Origin of the sequence: Rhodococcus sp. NPDC060084 (assembly GCF_042730335.1) — a bacterium.
Classification (GTDB): Bacteria; Actinomycetota; Actinomycetes; order Mycobacteriales; family Mycobacteriaceae; genus Rhodococcus.
Map to the genome: position 1 here is coordinate 1 of NZ_JBHWWX010000003.1, position 17,550 is coordinate 17,550.

Annotated in this window: 15 protein-coding genes and 1 tRNA gene; 7 read left to right on the forward strand and 9 right to left on the reverse strand. The window is 67.5% G+C overall.

What is annotated here, in order from left to right:
• Positions 1-29: 29 nt before the first annotated feature.
• Together ACFWBU_RS02465 and ACFWBU_RS02470 are read right to left on the reverse strand one after the other, a co-directional pair.
• Positions 30-1,358 carry an ABC transporter substrate-binding protein gene (locus ACFWBU_RS02465; protein WP_378527372.1) on the reverse strand — a complete coding sequence of 443 codons (1,329 nt, stop codon included), beginning with the start codon at positions 1,356-1,358 and terminating at the stop codon, positions 30-32.
• A 155-nt stretch (positions 1,359-1,513) separates the two neighbouring features.
• Entirely contained in the window at positions 1,514-2,128 is a 615-nt protein-coding gene (locus ACFWBU_RS02470; protein WP_169620031.1) for an ANTAR domain-containing response regulator, read from the reverse strand.
• A 111-nt stretch (positions 2,129-2,239) separates the two neighbouring features.
• Between ACFWBU_RS02470 and ACFWBU_RS02475 the strand changes: the two genes are divergently transcribed.
• Together ACFWBU_RS02475 and lexA are read left to right on the forward strand one after the other, a co-directional pair.
• A tRNA-Leu gene (locus ACFWBU_RS02475) sits at positions 2,240-2,316 on the forward strand.
• Between the two features lie 118 nt (positions 2,317-2,434).
• Positions 2,435-3,073: a transcriptional repressor LexA gene (gene lexA / locus ACFWBU_RS02480; RefSeq protein ID WP_206036664.1), complete on the forward strand. Its 639-nt coding sequence runs from the start codon at positions 2,435-2,437 to the stop codon at positions 3,071-3,073.
• A 48-nt stretch (positions 3,074-3,121) separates the two neighbouring features.
• Here the strand turns inward: lexA and ACFWBU_RS02485 are convergent, their stop codons facing one another.
• The gene (locus ACFWBU_RS02485; RefSeq protein WP_169620033.1) at positions 3,122-3,514 is read right to left on the reverse strand and encodes a hypothetical protein; all 393 of its coding nucleotides are present in this window, start codon (positions 3,512-3,514) and stop codon (positions 3,122-3,124) included.
• 271 nt (positions 3,515-3,785) lie between these two features.
• Positions 3,786-4,364 carry a dihydrofolate reductase family protein gene (locus tag ACFWBU_RS02490; protein ID WP_296549710.1) on the reverse strand — a complete coding sequence of 193 codons (579 nt, stop codon included), beginning with the start codon at positions 4,362-4,364 and terminating at the stop codon, positions 3,786-3,788.
• Positions 4,365-4,536: 172 nt separating this feature from the next.
• Between ACFWBU_RS02490 and ACFWBU_RS02495 the strand changes: the two genes are divergently transcribed.
• From ACFWBU_RS02495 to ACFWBU_RS02510, 4 genes are all read left to right on the forward strand, one after another.
• The gene (locus ACFWBU_RS02495; RefSeq protein WP_378527373.1) at positions 4,537-5,781 is read left to right on the forward strand and encodes an MFS transporter; all 1,245 of its coding nucleotides are present in this window, start codon (positions 4,537-4,539) and stop codon (positions 5,779-5,781) included.
• Positions 5,782-5,784: 3 nt separating this feature from the next.
• Positions 5,785-6,150, forward strand: a complete 366-nt coding sequence (locus ACFWBU_RS02500; protein WP_169620036.1) for a metalloregulator ArsR/SmtB family transcription factor — start codon at positions 5,785-5,787, stop codon at positions 6,148-6,150.
• Positions 6,151-6,206: 56 nt separating this feature from the next.
• On the forward strand, positions 6,207-6,698 hold the full coding sequence (locus ACFWBU_RS02505) for a nitroreductase family deazaflavin-dependent oxidoreductase (protein ID WP_378527374.1): 492 nt from the start codon (positions 6,207-6,209) through the stop codon (positions 6,696-6,698).
• A 317-nt stretch (positions 6,699-7,015) separates the two neighbouring features.
• Positions 7,016-7,522 carry a hypothetical protein gene (locus ACFWBU_RS02510; RefSeq protein ID WP_378527376.1) on the forward strand — a complete coding sequence of 169 codons (507 nt, stop codon included), beginning with the start codon at positions 7,016-7,018 and terminating at the stop codon, positions 7,520-7,522.
• 85 nt (positions 7,523-7,607) lie between these two features.
• Here ACFWBU_RS02510 and ACFWBU_RS02515 read toward each other — a convergent pair whose 3' ends face one another.
• Both ACFWBU_RS02515 and ACFWBU_RS02520 read right to left on the reverse strand, forming a co-directional pair.
• Positions 7,608-8,819, reverse strand: coding sequence for an NAD(P)/FAD-dependent oxidoreductase (locus ACFWBU_RS02515; RefSeq protein ID WP_169652905.1), 1,212 nt, complete (start codon positions 8,817-8,819; stop codon positions 7,608-7,610).
• A gap of 103 nt (positions 8,820-8,922) precedes the next feature.
• Positions 8,923-9,840, reverse strand: coding sequence for an RNA polymerase sigma-70 factor (locus ACFWBU_RS02520; RefSeq protein WP_169652906.1), 918 nt, complete (start codon positions 9,838-9,840; stop codon positions 8,923-8,925).
• Between the two features lie 340 nt (positions 9,841-10,180).
• On the opposite strand from ACFWBU_RS02520, the gene ACFWBU_RS02525 reads away from it, so the two are divergent.
• Positions 10,181-12,223, forward strand: a complete 2,043-nt coding sequence (locus ACFWBU_RS02525) for a heavy metal translocating P-type ATPase (RefSeq protein WP_378527473.1) — start codon at positions 10,181-10,183, stop codon at positions 12,221-12,223.
• Between the two features lie 42 nt (positions 12,224-12,265).
• Here the strand turns inward: ACFWBU_RS02525 and nuoN are convergent, their stop codons facing one another.
• From nuoN to nuoL, 3 genes are read right to left on the reverse strand one after another with little or no spacing between them, the layout of a single operon-like run.
• Positions 12,266-13,870: an NADH-quinone oxidoreductase subunit NuoN gene (gene nuoN, locus ACFWBU_RS02530; RefSeq protein WP_378527377.1), complete on the reverse strand. Its 1,605-nt coding sequence runs from the start codon at positions 13,868-13,870 to the stop codon at positions 12,266-12,268.
• Entirely contained in the window at positions 13,867-15,582 is a 1,716-nt protein-coding gene (locus ACFWBU_RS02535) for an NADH-quinone oxidoreductase subunit M (RefSeq protein ID WP_378527379.1), read from the reverse strand. Before ACFWBU_RS02535 ends, nuoN begins: the two co-directional genes overlap by 4 nt.
• 16 nt (positions 15,583-15,598) lie before the next feature.
• Positions 15,599-17,491, reverse strand: coding sequence for an NADH-quinone oxidoreductase subunit L (gene nuoL / locus ACFWBU_RS02540; RefSeq protein WP_378527380.1), 1,893 nt, complete (start codon positions 17,489-17,491; stop codon positions 15,599-15,601).
• Between the last annotated feature and the right edge of the window lie 59 nt (positions 17,492-17,550).

Below are 17,550 nucleotides of genomic sequence, written 5' to 3' on the forward strand. Positions count from 1 at the left end.
CCGGCCCCGTCGTATGTTTCCTGCGTCTGTCAGCCACCCACGACGATGTAATCCTCGGTCGTCAAGGTGTTGTCGGGTCCGAAGACGAGACGGCCGTACGAACCGACTCCGGGCTCACCGGCATCCACGAACGACAGCTCGCCGGTCGCGCCGTCGTAGTCGATGTCCTGTCCCGATGCGAGGAGGTCCTTGCACTGCTGGAAGGTCGTGCACTTCTCGCCGTCCTTGGTGACCGCGTTGATGTTCGCCGCGATGTCGACGCCGGCGGTGGAGCCGGCCACCTCGGCGGCGAGCGCCGACACGACAGCTGCGTCGTAAGACTCTCCGGCGTAGTTGAAGTCGATGAGCGCGGGGTCGACCTCGAGCAGACGCTGCTGGAAGGCCTCACCGGTGTCGGTGAGAGGGGTCGTGCCGGCCATACCCGCGAGCAGGCCGTCGGCGACACTGTCGCCGAGCGCGTTGCCCATGTTCCCGTCGACACCGAAGACCGCCATGCCGTCGGACGGGCCGATGCCGACCTCGGCCATACGCGTGATGATCTTGGCCGATTCCTCGAACCCGATGAGCGCCACGGCGTCGGGGCCGAAGTTGGCAACCTGGTCGACCTCGGCGTTGAAGGACTGCGCGTTGGGGTCGTAGATGATCTTCTGGATCTGGTCTTCCGGGATACCGGCGTCGACGAGGTTCGTCACGGTGTTCTCGGCCAGGCCCGTGCCGTACGGGTCGTTCAGTGCGAGGATCGAGACGCGCTGAGCGCCGTCCTCGGCGATGAGCTGAGCGAGTGCCTGCGCCTGCAGGGAGTCCGTGGGCGCAGTACGGAAGTACATGCCGCCGTCGGCGTAACACACGAACTGATCGGACGTGTTGGCAGGCGAAAACATGACCACGCCCGCGCTGGCGATCTTGTCGATCACCTTGAGCGAGACCGACGACGACGCCGCACCGATGATCACCTGGGTACCAGCGGCGAGTTCCCGGTCGACGGTGGCGTTCGCTGTATCGGTGGTGGTGTCGCCCGAGTCGCCCGGGATCAGCTCCACGGGCTGGTCCAGGACGCCACCGGCGGCATTGATCTCGTCTACTGCCAGGCGCACCGCCGCGACCTCCGGCGGACCGAGGAACGCGAGGCTGCCCGTCTCGGGGAGCAGGGTGCCGATCTTCAGCGGGCCGGTCGCCGGGGTCGCCCCGGGCGTGGCCTGTTCGGGTTCGCAGTCGGTGTCGACAGTCGTGGCAGTCGCGGAACCACCGCCCTCGGCAGAACCACTCGTGGAATCGTCGCTGTCCGAGCTACAACCCGCGAGTGCGAGTGTCACAGCACCGAGAACCGCAGCGGCGCGGACATAGGTCCGTTTTGCCATCCAACTCTCCTTCAATCGCCTGTCCCCCCGGCTGATGCGCCGGATGTCGTCGAAACATAGCCGGAGAAGTGACGATTCGAACACAGCCGAAATCGTTGTGACCCGACCGTTATATTTCAGGCAGGAGAATTGATCCGGACGTAACGAGCCGAGGCTCAGCCGGCCGCTTCGGAACCAAGGGTGTCGACGATGACCTCGGCGACCTGTTTCATGGTGGTCCGCCGGTCCATCGCGGCACGCTGGATCCACCGGAAGGCCTCCGGTTCGGTCATTGCGTGCTTCGCCATGAGCAGGCCCTTGGCGCGATCGATGAGCTTGCGGGCCTCGAATCGCTCCGACAGCCCGGCAACTTCACGTTCGAGTTCGCGCAATTCGGCGAACCGGCTCACCGCCACCTCGATCGCGGGAACGAGGTCGCTCTTGGAGAACGGCTTGACCAGATAGGCCATCGCTCCGGCGTCGCGAGCACGTTCGACGAGGTCGCGCTGGCTGAAGGCTGTGAGAATAACCACAGGCGCGATGCGGCGCTGCGCGATCTCCGACGCTGCGTCGATCCCGTCCCGGCGAGGCATCTTCACGTCCATGATCACGAGGTCGGGCGAGAGTTCCTCTGCCAGTTCCACCGCCCGCTGGCCGTCGCCCGCCTCCCCGACGACGTCGTACCCTTCTTCGCGCAGCATTTCCACCAGGTCGAGCCTGATCAGCGTCTCGTCTTCCGCAACGACGACCCTCCGGGGGGTTGCGGTGCTGTCGTGCGGCGCGGTTGTCATGATCGGCCCTTCCCATCGTGCTCTGGCGGCCCCCGCGAAGGGGTGGAACGATTGAAGGGTACCGGTGTTTGACCGCCACGCCTGATCCCTTACAGTGGTCTCCGCAAGCACGCCCTCGTATCCCAATTGGCAGAGGAAACGGATTCAAAACCCGTGCAGTGTGAGTTCGAGTCTCACCGAGGGCACCACCACACCGGTCGACGAATGATGGTGCGGCACCACCTGCGTGGTCCCGCACCATCGCCCGTTTCAGGAGTCCGCCCACTCCCCTAGGATCGCCGGGTGACCGGTTACGACGATCTCGATATGTTCGGCGGCCTCGACGCCTCCGCCCTTCCCCATCGCCAGCAACTGATTCTGGCGACCATCAGGGATTGGGTGGCCTCCCACGGTTCCGCCCCGAGCACCCGGCAGATCGCCGATGCGGTCGGCCTGAAATCGACGTCGACGGTGTCGAAGCATCTGCGACTCCTCGAGGATGCGGGTTTCCTGCGCCGTGGCTCCGCGATGGCACGCCAACTCGATGTGCGACCCTTCCTCGCCGGATCGTCGGCGGGCCGATCGTCCGACAACAGGGTGTCGGTGCCCGTCGTCGGCGACATCGCGGCCGGCACACCGATCCTCGCCGAGGAGCATCCCGACGAGGTGCTCGATCTCCCCCGCGAACTCGTCGGCACCGGCACCGTGTTCGGCTTGCGCGTACGCGGGGAATCGATGATCGACGCCGCGATCTGCGACGGCGATGTCGTCGTCGTCCGTCGCCAGGACGAGGCCCACTCCGGAGAGATCGTGGCGGCGATGATCGACGGCGAGGCGACCGTGAAGGTTTTCCGGCGCCGCAGCGGTCACGTCTATCTCGAACCCCGCAACGCCGCATACTCGGTGATCGACGGCGACAACGCGGTCGTGCTGGGCAAGGTGGTGTCGGTGATGCGGCGGCTCTGAGCGCCGGGCCGCCCCGCCGCACAGTGAGGTGTCGCGCGGCGGTCGGGCTCACTTCGACTGTGCGCGCATTCGGAACCTAAGGATCCGGTCCAATTCGACCGGGCCCCATAAACGGCGCGCTCCCTCGGGTGGATAAGAAAATCCTGGCACGATACGCCCGGCCATTTCGGCACCGAGCAGCACGATCACCAACGCGGGCACGAGGGTCTGCCACAAATATGCGAAACCGGGATCGGCGAGTCCTATTCCGCCAGCGCACAGCGCCGCCGGTACGTGAGGAGCGCGGAGAAACACCGTGACGGCGACGGCAGTCACGGCCGACAGCGCCGCAGCGGTCTGCGAGGGGGCGAGCAGTTCGGCGATGGTGAGCGCACCGATGGTTGCGGCGGGATACGCGCGGAGGATGACACCCGGACGCGGTCGCCCGAGCCTGCCCGCCATGCGAAGGAAGCGGCGCGGGTCCTGCTCGTGGAGTCCGTTCCGTGACGGCTCCGGGACGGAAGATGTTCTCGGACTGCACGCTTCGGAGCGCTCCCTGGTGCACGATGCCGCGCCCCGAAGTGCGCTCCATGAGGAGGATCGCCGCGGACATCGCACAGTCCGTGAGTCCGTCAGCTCCGCTGTCGAGGTACGAATCATCGCCGCCGATCCGCTTCATTCGCCCGAATCGCACCGGGCCGACAGACCACTGCTTCTACAAGTCGGAGAACCCCTACGCAGTCGGCTCCTCCGCCCGAGGAAGATAGCGGAGCAGAACGACGCCGGACCGCGCGAACGTTTTCGACTCCACCAATCGCAGATTTCGGCACCCCAGGGGAGGAAGCGGCATTCCCTTGTCGAGCAGCACCGGGAAGACCATCAGCCGGTATTCGTCGATCAGATCGTGGGAAGCGAAGGCAGAGATCGCGGTCGCCCCGGCGAAGAGTGCCAAGTCCTTACCGGGCTGTTCCTTCATCTGCGCGACCTCCCGTGGGAGGTCGTCGCCGACCCGCCGGGCCGGGCCCCAGTCGGTGGTGAGTGACGAACGCGAGAGCACGTACTTCGGCAGCGAGTTCATCCGCCGCGCCTGCTCGGCTTCGATTTCCCTGCTCGAGTTCTCGGCGGCGGGCCAATGCTGCGCCAGAAGTTCATAGGCCACGCGCCCGAAGAACATGCCGTCGATCCCGGCAAGCAACTCGGCGATGCGAGTGTCCAGTTCGTCGTCCGCGACGTCGATCCACTCGAGCTCTCCGTTCGGTCCCGCCGTGAAGCCGTCGAGTGTTGTCATGACAGACAGAATTACTTTGCGCATCGTCGTCGCCTTTCGTCCGGGTCTCGACAACACGGACTCGCAACCCGCGGCGAACTCATCGGCCACAGTTGTAGAGACTGGATCATTCGCGCAATTCTCTCACCACATGTGCGCAAGTGCGCACCTGTTGGCGTATCGTGGACAGTAGGAAAATGGTTCAGGAGGTAGCCGGGTGCTCGCGACCCTGCGGAACCGCACGTTCCGCCGATTGTTCGCCGCGCAGGTGGTCGCGCTCGTCGGCACCGGCCTGCTGACCGTCGCGCTCGGCCTACTCGCATACGACCTGGCCGGCACCCAGGCCGGCGCGGTATTGGGCACGGCACTGGCGATCAAGATGGTCGCGTACGTGGTGATCGCACCGGTGATCTCGGCCCTGACCGATCACGTGCCGCGGCGGGCGCTCCTGGTGGGTGCGGATGTGGTGCGTGCGGTGATCGCACTGGCGTTGCCGTTCGTCGATCAGCCGTGGCAGATCTACGTGCTGATCTTCGTGTTGCAGTCGGCGTCGGCGACGTTCACACCCGCGTTCCAGTCGGTGATCCCGTCGGTGCTCGTCGACGAGGACGACTACACCCGGGGGCTTTCCCTCTCGCGGCTGGCCTACGACCTCGAGTCGCTGCTGAGCCCGATACTCGCAGCGGCGCTGCTGTCGGTGGTGACCTACAACTATCTGTTCCTCGGTACCGTTGCCGGGTTCGCCGCCTCTGCGCTGCTGGTGGTCTCCACGACTCTGCCGATGATCGCGCCCGCCGATCGTTCGGTCCCGCTGGTGCAGCGGGTCACCCTCGGCGCGCGGGTGATGTTCTCCCGGCCGCGGCTGAGGGGCCTTCTCGCACTGAACCTGTCGGTCGCGGCAGCGACCGGGCTGGTCCTGGTCAACACCGTCGTCTACGTCCGCGAACTCCTCGGCGGCTCGAACACCGGGGTTGCGATTGCACTCGGTATCTACGGAGGCGGGTCGATGCTGGTGGCATTGACGCTGCCCCGCCTGCTCGCCCGGATCCCGGACCGGCGGGTGATGCTCACGGGCGCGGCCCTCCTGCCGATCGGACTGACGGCGACGGTCGCGCTGCTTGTCGCCGACGCGGGCCGCGGCGCCGGGTGGGCGTTGCTCGCAGGGACCTGGCTGGTCTTGGGCATGGGTACGTCGTTGATCAACACGCCGTCGGCGCGGCTGCTGCGGTTCGAATCCGAGCCGGAGAACCGGGGTGCGGTGTTCACCGCGCAGTTCTCGCTCTCGCACGCCTGCTTCTTCTTCACCTACACGATCGCGGGCTGGGTCGGGGCCACCGTAAGCCAGCCGATAGCGGCAATCACCCTCGCCGTTCTCGCTACACTCGCAGGACTCGTTGCTGCCCGGGCATGGCCGGCGCGCACCGAACCGATCACCGAGCCGGTGCCGGCAGGAAGGGCGTGAGCGATGAAGCCGGGAATCGAAGCGCCGCAACGGTCCGCGAGCCTGAGCCACCCGGTCGCGCCGGACCAGGAGCGGCTCGACGCAGCAACTTCTACATTCCGGATGCTCGCCGACCCGACCCGCTTCCATATTCTCTGGCTGCTCACGCACGGCGAAGCCGACGTCACCGCTCTGACCGATGCGTGCAGGGGCTCCCGCACCGCAGTCAGTCAACACCTGGCCAAACTGCGCTTCACCGGCCTCGTCGACACCCGCAAGGAAGGCCGGCGCGTGATCTACCGCATCCGTGACGGGCACCTCGCCCGCCTGGTCCGCGAAGGCATGAACCACGCCGACCATGTCGTAACCGGCGAACCCCCACACGAATAGACCCACCTACACTCCCCGGCGGGCTGTGCGCGGCTCGAAAGCGCAGGAGGCACACCATGAATGCAGACCCGCGCGACCCGTCCGCTTCCGACGGGCAACCACGGAAGATCCGGACCTACAGCCGGGGTCGCGCGCATCGCCTCGAGAACACTGTCATGAGTGCGCTGGTACGCGCCGGCGTCGTGCCCCACACCCACCTGCTGACCACCCGGGGCCGGCACACGGGCCGACCTCGCACCAACCCGGTGACGGTCGTCCGGCACGACGGCCGGCGCTGGCTGGTCGCGCCGTACGGCGCGGTTCCCTGGGTTCACAACGCCCGCGCCGCGGGCCACGTCCGTCTGACGCGCAGGTTCCGCAGCCACGACTATTCCGTGCGGGAAATCTCGGCACACGAGGCAGGACCCGTCCTGAAGCACTATGTCGCCGTCGCCTCGGCTACCCGGGACTATTTCCGCGCCGAGAAGAACGCGCCCGCGGAAAGATTCGAAGCCGAGGCACACCTGCATCCGGCTTTCGAACTGGAACCGCTGGCACCGCCGCAATAGCGCACGTCGCGGTGTGCTCGCCACCGGGCATGGCACGCATCGCGGCAGTCCCGCTCACGGGAGCGGGCCCGGATTCTGTCGGAGGTCCCGTCTAGGGTTGCGCCGTATCGGAGATTGCCTCGCACCTCACCGACACGGAACGGACTCCCACCATGACGCCGCCGGTCATTCCCCCCGCACCCCGAGCTTGTTCCGGCGCTGCCCCCGCACGCCCGGCGCGAGCGCCGGGCGACGGGCTGCCGCGCGGCGCATCTACATGCACTGCGGCCGCCCCCGCCCGCCGGACCCTGATTCCGTTCGGCCGCGACAGTGCGGGCATGCCGGTGTCCTGGGATCTGTCGGCCGGGCGCAATCTCCTCATCGCGCGCGACGAGCGACTCGCCCCGCCCAGCGTCGCCCTCGACCTGGCGGCCATGAACGCCCTGTCGTGTGGCACGCATGACGTGGTCGTGCTCGATCCGCACCGTCGGCACGGCTGGCTGACGGGGCTCGATGCCCGGCAGACCGCTGCGTGCCTTTCCGCCGTGACACCCGCACAGATGTCCCGGGTGGTCACCGACCTCGCAGCCGGCGTGGTGGTGCGGCCTCGCCTGTTGCTCGTGGCCGACCTCGCAGCCACGGTCGCGGCGCTGGGCGCCCAATCCCGTGTCGCGCTCACCGACCTGGCGGTCACGGCACGCGAGCGTCAACTGACGGTGGTGGCGACCACCGCGGACACCGATCCCCGATGGTTTCCCGAGCACCTGATCGACGCGTTCGACGACATCGTCGCGCCGCAGGTGGGCGCCGGGCGGTACCGCGAGCCGCGACTGTGGATGCGCTGACTCCCCTGCCCGGGCCGTGCCATGGCACCCCGGGCCCTCACCGTCGTCCGGTCACGCAACGCGCCGCGCGCCGGCGACCCTTTTGTCAGCGCGTGTCGGAGAACGGAGCGCTGTCCTCGGTGGCAGCGTGAGCAGGGTCAGCGGTACGCGCCTGGGTATCGGAGGGATGCCGGCCGCCTCCCGGCAAGGCAACGGTGCCCGGACGTAGTGCCTCCACGCGAAGGCCCGCCATGGCGGCTTTCAGCCCGAGATCCTTGATCGACAGGGCAATCCGGCCGGCAAATGCTCGATCCTTCGGGGTGTCGTCCCGCTCGTGGAACTGGACGACGCCCGAGCGTCGTCCCAGGCTGATACCGATGCCGTTGAATCCGAGGTCGAGCGTCGCGGGTTCCTCGCCCGCGATACGGCTGAGAACCGTATCGGCCGCGGTGAGTCCCATCGGAAGTGCAGACTGGCATGCCATCCGCACCGGGTCGCCCGAGGGGGCTGCGCAATCTCCTGCGGCGATCACACGATCGTCGTCGATGCTCGTCAGTGTCTCGTCGGTGAGGATCCGGCCGAGCGTATCCGTGCGGAACCCGCTCGCGCGGGCGAGTTGGGGAACCCCGAATCCGGCGGTCCAGACGGTGACCGCGCTGGGCAGAACCGTACCGTCCCCGAGCGCCAACTCATCCGGGCCGACCCGGACCACACGTGCATTCTCGTGGACCTCGACGTGCAGGTTCGACAGACGTTCGTGCGTGGCGCGGCGTGCTCTCCCGGTCAGCACCGGGCCGATGACACCGCTGCACACGAGACGGACCCGACGGCCTTGCTCGGCGAGTTCCCCGGCTGTTTCGAGACCGGTGAGCCCTGCGCCGACCACCGTGATCACCGCCTCGGCGTCGAGCGTGTTCAGGGCGTGCCGAAGGCGCTCTGCGTGCTCGAATTCCGCTACCGGGTAGGCGAATTCTTCGACCCCCGGCACGGTGGCCCGCCGTGTCGCGGTGCTCCCCACGGCGTAGATCAGGTAGTCGTACCCGACGGAGTCGTCGGTGGCGAGATGAACTGTCCGCGTGCGGGATTCGATGCGTGTCACGGTATCGACCAGCAGTTGTGTTCCTTTCCCCAGGAGTGTGCGGTAGTCGCCGGAAGCATGATGGTTTCCGACTGCGAACTGATGGAGCCGGGTCCGTTCGACGAAGTGCGGCCGAGGATTGATCACGGTGACCGCCGCCTTCCGGCTCATGCGACCGGCTGCGGCAGCTCCGGCGTATCCGCCGCCGATCACGACGACGCGGGGGCGTGGCTGAGACATGATTTCTCCGATCCCTACGTGGCTCTGTGTCGAGCCCTCGTCATCGAAGACAAGACAGGATCGGTGTTTGTGACACGGTTGCAGAGAATCGGGCCCGGCGGGTTCACGGTCGTTGCAGGTCGCGGAGCTGCTGCGCGAGCGCGCGTACGTCCGCGACCCGCCCGAGGTGCACGAGTTTGTCCGGGTTGATCACGACCCGGACTGCGCCGATCTTTCCGTCGGCGATGTCGAAAGACATGACCTGCACGATGGCACCGCTGTTGTCGCGCACGATCACACCTGGATGCCGGTTGATGTTTCGAGGCTCGAGCACCATGCCGATCTGCGCCATGGGCGCCACATACGAGGCGAGCAAACGCATGACCTTGTCGTCGCCGACGACAACCCTCCGCACCGCCGGCGCGTTGCCGCCGCTGTCGGCCACAAGGTGCACGTCGGCGGCCAGCAGGTCGCGCATGCCGTCGACGTCACCGTCCTGAAACGCCGTGAGAAATCGCGCGGTGAGCTGTTCGTGGGCATGCGGATCGGCATCGAATCGTGCCGCGCCGCGGTCGACGTGACGGCGTGCTCGCACCGCAAGCTGCCTGCACGCCGCCTCCGATCGGTCGACGATGTCGGCGATCTCGGCAAAACCGAATCCGAATGCTTCACGTAACACGAAGACGGCGCGCTCGAGGGGGGTCAGGCGCTCGAGCAGGACGAGCGCCGCCATCGACACCGATTCCGTCAGCTCTGCCGAGCGCTGCGGATCGTCGTAGGGCTCGTCGAGTATCGGCTCCGGAAGCCACTCCCCCACATACTGTTCGCGGCGCGCGCGGGCCGATTCGAGCACGTTGATCGACACCCTCGTGACGACCGTGGACAGGAACGCTCGAGGCGACTCCGGCAGTGTTCCGGATGCGTCGTATCGCACCCAGGTTTCCTGGACGGCGTCCTCGGCCTCCGCGACGCTCCCGAGGATGCGGTAGGCGATGGCGAAGAGCAGTGGACGCAGGTCTTCGAACTCCTCGACGGCAGTCACCTCTGCCCCTCCCGTAGATCGTGTGTTCGATGACAGCACCCCACCCGGGGTCGGTGCAACGACCCGCAGCCGACGGAGTCGCCCAACCCGTCCCGAGGTCGGCGCTCCGGGCGCACAATCGATCGGAGCGCCCGTGCACATCCGCCGGGACTTTCGGTGGCGGTCCGCGCGGCGGCAGATCGATCCGCAGGTCGGGAGGAGACTCATGTCGCATCCGGAACCCGGTCACTCCCATCCGGACTCGGCCACGGCCACGCACGCCGAGCACGTCACCCACGGCGAGCATCCGGCCCACGCGGAACAGGGCGGTCACACCGGACACGCCGACCACGGCGGGCATATGGGACATGCCGGTCACGCCGCGATGTTCCGCCGCCGATTCTGGATCAGCCTCGTCCTGTCTGTGCCCGTGGTCGCATTCAGCCACATGGTCGCCGACCTGCTCGGCTACCACCTGCCGGATTTCCCGGGCGCCTCGTGGATTCCGCCCGTTCTGGGCACGGTGATCTTCTTCTACGGGGGTATGCCCTTCCTCACCGGGGGCTGGGCCGAACTGCGCTCCCGCCGGCCGGGAATGATGCTGCTGATCGCCATGGCGATCACCGTCGCGTTCGTCGCATCGTGGGTCACCACGCTCGGAATCGGTGGGTTCGAACTGGACTTCTGGTGGGAACTGGCCCTGCTGATCGTGATCATGCTGCTGGGGCACTGGCTGGAGATGCGCGCCCTGGGATCGGCGTCCGGAGCCCTCGAAGCGTTGGCGGCGATGCTCCCGGACACCGCGGAGAAGATCACCGACGACGGGACCCGCGAAGTCCCCCTCAGCGAGTTGTCCACCGGCGATCTGGTGCTGGTGCGCGCCGGAGCCCGCGTGCCCGCCGACGGCACCGTCGTCGAGGGGCGTGCAGAGGTCGACGAGTCGATGATCACCGGCGAATCCAAGACTGTCGCCCGAAGCGCCGGCGACACGGTGGTCGCGGGTACCGTCACCACCGACAGCGCCCTGCGATTGCGGGTCACCGCGGTCGGCGACGACACCGCACTGGCCGGTATCCAGCGTCTGGTTGCCGACGCCCAGGCCTCCTCTTCCCGTGCCCAAGCGCTCGCGGACAAGGCTGCTGCGTTCCTGTTCTACTTCGCTGCCGGCGCGGGCGTGCTGACGTTCCTGATCTGGTCGCTGCTGGGGAACTTCGACGAGGCCGTGGTCCGCACCGTCACCGTTCTCGTCATCGCCTGTCCTCATGCTCTGGGTCTTGCCATTCCACTCGTGATCGCCATTTCCACCACGCGGGCCGCGCAGGCCGGGGTGCTGGTCAAGGACCGGCTCGCGCTGGAACGCATGCGCACTGTCGATGTGGTTCTGTTCGACAAGACCGGCACGCTGACCGAAGGCCGCCCGCGCGTCACGGGGGTCGCCACCACGGCGGACACCGGCGACGCGTACCTGCTCGCCCTGGCCGCCGCAGTCGAAGCGGACAGTGAACATCCCGTGGCCCGTGCGATCGTGGCTGCGGCCGACGACCGGGTCGCCGCGCCCGACCGTCTGGGCGCCACGGATTTCCGTTCCTTGCCGGGGCGCGGGGTGCGTGCGCTCGTCGACGGCACGGAAGTGATCGTCGGTGGCCCGGCGATGCTCTCCGACCTACGGTTGTCGGTGCCCGACGACGTCGCCGGAGTCACCCGTGGCTGGGTCCGGCGCGGCGCAGCGGTCCTGCACGTCGTGCTCGCAGGCCGCGTGCTCGGCGCCGTGGCGCTCGAAGATGCGGTCCGCGACGAATCCCGGCAGGCGATCGACGCTCTGCACGCCCGCGGAATCGATGTCGCGATGATCACGGGCGACGCCCGGCAGGTCGCGGAAGCCGTGGCCGCAGACCTCGGCATCGACGAGGTGTTCGCCGAGGTATTGCCCGAGAACAAGGACGCCGAGGTCGCCGAACTACAGCAGCGCGGTCGCACCGTCGCGATGGTCGGCGACGGCGTCAACGACGCACCCGCTCTGGCGCGCGCCGACGTCGGCGTCGCCATCGGCGCCGGCACCGACGTGGCCATCGAATCCGCCGGGGTGGTCCTCGCGGCCGACGACCCCCGGGCGGTGCTGTCGATCATCGAACTCTCCCACGCCAGTTACCGGAAGATGTGGCAGAACCTGGTCTGGGCGGCCGGCTACAACGTCGTCGCCGTGCCGCTCGCCGCCGGGGTACTGGCCTTCGCCGGGATCGCAATCTCACCCGCGGTCGCCGCCATCCTGATGTCGATCTCCACCATCGTGGTGGCCCTCAACGCCCAGTTGCTGCGCCGCCTCGACCTCGACCCTGTGCACCTCGCTCGCACCGGCACACCGGTGTCGCATCACCTGTCGTCGGAGCGCGTGCACCGGCTCTGATCGTCGGGCTCACGACCCGCCGCAGGGGTGATCGTCGGACCGCTACTGCAGGAATCCGACGGCTTGCTCCGCAAGGGAGAGCACCGGGGAAGGCATGATGCCCAGCAGAACGGTGATGACCGCCGCGAACGCCACCACCGCACCTGTGGACGTGCTCGTCGCCGCGAACTCCGGTGGCGACTCGGGTGGATCGTTGAAGAACATCAGCACGATCACCTTGACGTAGAAGTACGCGGCGATGGCACTGGCCAGTACACCGACGATCACCAACGGGACCGCGCCTCCCGCGACCGCAGCACCGAACACCGCGAACTTCGCGATGAACCCGCTGGTGAGCGGGATACCTGCGAGCGAGAGCAGGAACAACGCGAACACCGCGCCGAGGGCGGGATACCTCCTGCCCAGACCGGCCCACCGGGACAGATCCCACGCCTCGCCGTCCGGGTCGCGGACCAGGCTGACCACCGCGAACACGCCGACGGCACCCACGGCGTAGACGAACAGATAGAACAGTGTGGCCGCCACCCCGACCGCGTTCGAGGCCACGACGCCGGTGAGCACGAATCCCGTATGGCTGATGGCCGAGTACGCGAGCATGCGCTTGACGTCGGTTTGGGTCACCGCCAGCACCGCCCCGACGAGCATCGTCGCGATGGCGACGGCCCACAGGATGGGGCGCCAGTCGTCGCTCAGGCCCGGCACCGCGACGTACAGCACTCGCATGAGGGCACCGAATGCGGCGATCTTCGTCGCGGCGGCCATGAAGGCGGTGATCGGTGTGGGCGCTCCCTGATAGACGTCCGGGGTCCACGAATGGAACGGCACCGCACCGATTTTGAACAGCAACCCGACCGACAGCAGGCCGACGCCGATCAGCGCGACCGTCTCGTCTCCGATTCCCGCCGTGACCGCGTAGGCGATCCCGGGCAGTTGCACCGTGCCCGCGTAGCCGTACAGGAGGGCGATTCCGTAGACGAAGAACGCCGACGAGAACGCCCCGAGCAGAAAGTATTTCAGTGCCGCTTCCTGCGAGAGCAGCCGACGCCGGCGGGCGAGTCCGCACAGCAGGTACAGCGGCAACGACAGGACCTCGAGCGCGACGAACATGGTGAGCAGGTCGCCCGACGCGGGAAAGAGCAGCATGCCGCCGATCGCGAACAGTGCCAGGGGAAACACCTCGGTACGGGTGATTCCCGCCGCGGTCGCCTCACGCTCGGCGACACTGCCGGGCAGCGCGGCGGCTTGGGGTGCGAATGCGTCGGTGCGCAGGGGCGCACCCCCGCCGTCGGGTACCGGGAGAGGCGCGGTCTCGACGCCGCGTTCCGCGACGAGCCCGATGGACAGCACCGACACCACCAGGATCGAGCCCTGCAGGAAGAGCGTGACGCCGTCGATCACGACTGCCCCGCCCACCGTCCACCCTCGGGTGCCGATCAGCAGCACGACCGCTACGAGTGCGGCGATCAGTGCACCGAGACTCAGTACGACGTGCGTGACGTATCGCGCCCGGGACGGAACGAAGGCCTCGACGAGGACTCCGAGGACCGCAGCCGCGAATACGAACAGCATCGGCGCGAGCATGCCGTAGTCGATGTCGGGCGCCGGCAACGACTGTGCGAGCGCGGCTCCGCTGTCGGGAAGTATCACTCGTGGGCCCCTTCCTCGGTGCCGTCACCCGAGCCGTGCTCGGCTACGGGACTGTCCGACGGAACGGTCGGCTCGGGTTGGTCCAGGTCGATGGAGATCAGCGTGGCGTCGACCGCGGGTGTGATCACGTCGAGTACCGGCTGGGGGTAGAGACCGAGGAACAGCAGTACAGCGATGAGCGGTGCCACCACGGCGATTTCGCGCGGCACCAGGTCGGTGACGCGGGTGCCGTGCGGTGCGGCGTCACCGGACGTGTCGCCGCGGACCGGGCCACCCATCATGCGCTGGTACAGCCACAGGATGTAGAGGGCGGAGAGGACCAGCGCCACGGTCGCGATCACGGCGGCGGCCTGGTAGCGGGGATACGTGCCGACGAAGACGAGGAACTCGCTCACGAACGGTGCCAGACCGGGAAGCGAGAGCGTCGCCAGGCCCGCGACCAGGAACGTGCCGGCCAGGACGGGAGCCACCTTCTGCACCCCGCCGTAGGCGGCGATCGCACGGGAACCTCTGCGCGAGACCAGGAATCCCGCGATGAGGAACAATGCTGCGGTCGAGACGCCATGGTTGACCATGTACAGCGTCGACCCGGTCTGGCCTTGCGCGGTCATCGCGAAGATGCCGAGCACGATGAAACCGAAGTGCGAGATGGAGGTGTAGGCGATCAGCCGCATCACGTCCGTCTGGCCGATCGCGAGCATCGCGCCGTAGACGATTCCCACGACCGCCAGCGTGACCACCACGGGCGCGAAATACACCGACGCTTCCGGAAACAATTGCAGGCAGTACCGCAGCATGCCGAAGGTGCCGACCTTGTCGACCACCGCCATCATGAGCACCGCGGCCGCCGGGGTGGTCTGCACCGCCGCGTCGGGAAGCCATCCGTGCAGCGGCCACAGCGGCGCCTTGACCGCGAAAGCAACCATGAAACCGAGGAACAGGAAGTTGAGTACGACCGGTGCGACACCGAGATCCCCGGCCGCTGCGGCCTCGGTGATCACCCGAATGTCGAAGGTGCCGAACCCGGGGTCGCTGCCCAGTCCCGCCCGCGCGGTCACCACGTAGAGGCCGACCACGGCGGCGAGCATGACGAGACCACCGAGCAGGTTGTAGAGCAGGAATTTCACGGCGGCGCGCGACCGGGTACCACGGTCGCTGCCCCGGCCTCCGAAACCCGCGATGAGGAAGTACATCGGGATGAGCATGGCCTCGAAGAACACGTAGAACAGCAGCACGTCCAGTGCCGTGAACGAGACCAGCACCATCGATTCGACGAGCAGTATCAGCGCGACATAGGCGTGCGCGGAGCGGGGCCGTGACCGTTCTGCGCGGTCGCCGGACTCACGAGCGTGGGCATATCGTTCGTCGGCGTCCCGTTCGTCGGAGTCACGGCCGTCGTTCCACCCCGCCATCATGAGCAGTGGCACCAGGGCTGCTGTGAGCAGGACGAGCACGAGGGCGATGCCGTCGATGCCGAGCCGGTATCCGGAACCGAAAGACGGTATCCACGGCTGTGATTCGACGAACTGGAAACGGTCACCGGACGGATCGAAGCCGGCAGCCAGCCCGATACCGACGAGCAGGACCGCGACAGCCACCCCGAGCCCGAGCATCCTCGCCCCGGAGGCCATCCGGGCAGGCAGAGAAAAGACGAGCACTGCGCCGATCAGCGGGAGGACCCACAGGATCGTCAGCCAGGGCACGGTGGTCACGAGCGCTTCACCCCCATCACAGTCTCACCAGCATCAGGGCGCCGACGACGATCGTCGCGCCCGCGAACATGTAGAGGGCGTACGACCGGACGAACCCGGTCTGAAGACGACGCAACCGGCGGGACACACCACCGACGACGGCGGCCGTTCCGTCGATCGTGCCGTCGATTCCGCGGCTTTCGACCTCACCGAGCGCACTCACCGCCACCTGCCCGGGTCGCATGAAGACCTCTTCGTTCACGGTGTCGCCGTAGAGGTCCCGGCGGGCGGCAGTCGTGAACGACGACACGTCGACCGGGGCGGATTCCGGCACCGGCCGCGTCGCGTACTGCCGGTACGCCACGGCGACTCCGACGGCGACCACAGCGAGAGTGAGCGTCGTGACCAGCCACACCGGCAACCCGCCGCCGTGCGGTGCGACCCCCACCACCGGTTCGAGCCAGTGCTCGAGCGCCCCGCCGGCGACCAGCGCACCGCCCGCGGCCACCGATCCGATCGCAAGCACGATCATCGGCCACGTCATGATCCGCGGTGCTTCGTGCGGTTCGACAGGTTCGTCCCACCGCCGTTCTCCGAAGAACGTCATGATCATGACGCGGCTCATGTAGAACGCGGTCAGCCCCGCGCCGAGCAGCGCCGCACTCCCCAGTACGGCTCCCCCCACACCGCCCTCGGCGAAGGCGACCTCGATGATCTTGTCCTTGGAGAAGAACCCGGAGAACGGCGGAACCCCGATGATCGCGAGGTATCCGAGTCCGAACGTGGCGAAGGTGATGGGCATGACCGTCCGCAGCCCGCCGAATCGTCGCATGTCGGTCTCGTCGTTCATCGCGTGCATCACCGAGCCCGCGCCGAGGAACAACCCCGCCTTGAAGAATCCGTGGGTGAGCAGATGCAGGATCGCGAAGACGCATCCCGCGGGTCCCAGCCCGGCGGCGAGCACCATGTATCCGATCTGGCTCATCGTGGACGCGGCGAGCGCTTTCTTGATGTCGTCCTTCGCGCAGCCGATGATCGCGCCGAACAACAACGTGGCAGCGCCGACGATCACCACGGCGAGCCGCGCGGCGGGCGCGGCCTCGAAGACCGTGTTCGCCCGGACGATGAGATAGACGCCGGCGGTGACCATCGTCGCCGCGTGGATGAGCGCCGAGACGGGAGTCGGGCCTTCCATCGCGTCGCCGAGCCACGATTGCAGCGGCAGCTGTGCCGATTTCGCGCATGCGGCGAGCAGCAGCATCAAGCCCAGCGCGGTGACGATCCCCTCGCTCGCGTCCGGTACGGCAGCGAACACCGTGTCGTAGTCCAGGGAGCCGAAGGTGGCGAACATGATCATGAGCGCGACGAGCAGTCCCATGTCTCCCACGCGGTTGACCACGAACGCCTTCTTCGCGGCCGTCGCCGCGGAGGGCTTGTGCTGCCAGAAACCGATCAGCAGGTACGACGCGAGACCCACGCCCTCCCAGCCGAGGTACAGGACGAGGAAGTTGTCGGCGAGAACGAGCACCAGCATCGCCGCGAGGAACAGGTTGAGGTACGCGAAGAACTTCCGCCGGGCGGCGTCGTGAGCCATGTATCCGACCGAGTAGAGGTGGATCAGCGCCCCCACCCCGGTGATCAGCAGCACGAAACACACCGACAGCTGGTCGATCCGGAGCCCGAAGTCGACCTGCAGCCCGCCGACGGACACCCACTCGAACAGGGTCTGCCCGGTGCTGCGTGCGTCGGCGTCCGTGCCGAGCATCTGCGCGAACACCACCGCCCCGAGTACGAACGACACGAGTGCGGTGCCGCAGCCGAGCAGGTGACCCCACCTGTCGCTGCGGTGCCCCGCGAGTAGTAGTACCGCTGCCCCGAACAGTGGGATCGCGGGGATCAACCAGAGTGCCGACGAGGAGAACGAGTTCATGTCCTGTGTCCTCTCGGCGCGTCGTGGTTCGTCACTCTCACCGTCCTTTGGGGGCGACC

What these genes read in the sequence shown, in the direction of transcription:
- ACFWBU_RS02465 (WP_378527372.1), bottom strand. Translation starts at nt 1,358, where the DNA reads ATGGCAAAACGGACCTATGTCCGCGCCGCTGCGGTTCTCGGTGCTGTG.
- ACFWBU_RS02470 (WP_169620031.1), bottom strand. Translation starts at nt 2,128, where the DNA reads ATGACAACCGCGCCGCACGACAGCACCGCAACCCCCCGGAGGGTCGTC.
- lexA (WP_206036664.1), top strand. Translation starts at nt 2,435, where the DNA reads ATGTTCGGCGGCCTCGACGCCTCCGCCCTTCCCCATCGCCAGCAACTG.
- ACFWBU_RS02485 (WP_169620033.1), bottom strand. Translation starts at nt 3,514, where the DNA reads ATGGCGGGCAGGCTCGGGCGACCGCGTCCGGGTGTCATCCTCCGCGCG.
- ACFWBU_RS02490 (WP_296549710.1), bottom strand. Translation starts at nt 4,364, where the DNA reads ATGCGCAAAGTAATTCTGTCTGTCATGACAACACTCGACGGCTTCACG.
- ACFWBU_RS02500 (WP_169620036.1), top strand. Translation starts at nt 5,785, where the DNA reads ATGAAGCCGGGAATCGAAGCGCCGCAACGGTCCGCGAGCCTGAGCCAC.
- ACFWBU_RS02505 (WP_378527374.1), top strand. Translation starts at nt 6,207, where the DNA reads ATGAATGCAGACCCGCGCGACCCGTCCGCTTCCGACGGGCAACCACGG.
- ACFWBU_RS02510 (WP_378527376.1), top strand. Translation starts at nt 7,016, where the DNA reads ATGCCGGTGTCCTGGGATCTGTCGGCCGGGCGCAATCTCCTCATCGCG.
- ACFWBU_RS02515 (WP_169652905.1), bottom strand. Translation starts at nt 8,819, where the DNA reads ATGTCTCAGCCACGCCCCCGCGTCGTCGTGATCGGCGGCGGATACGCC.
- ACFWBU_RS02525 (WP_378527473.1), top strand. Translation starts at nt 10,181, where the DNA reads ATGGGACATGCCGGTCACGCCGCGATGTTCCGCCGCCGATTCTGGATC.
- nuoL (WP_378527380.1), bottom strand. Translation starts at nt 17,491, where the DNA reads ATGAACTCGTTCTCCTCGTCGGCACTCTGGTTGATCCCCGCGATCCCA.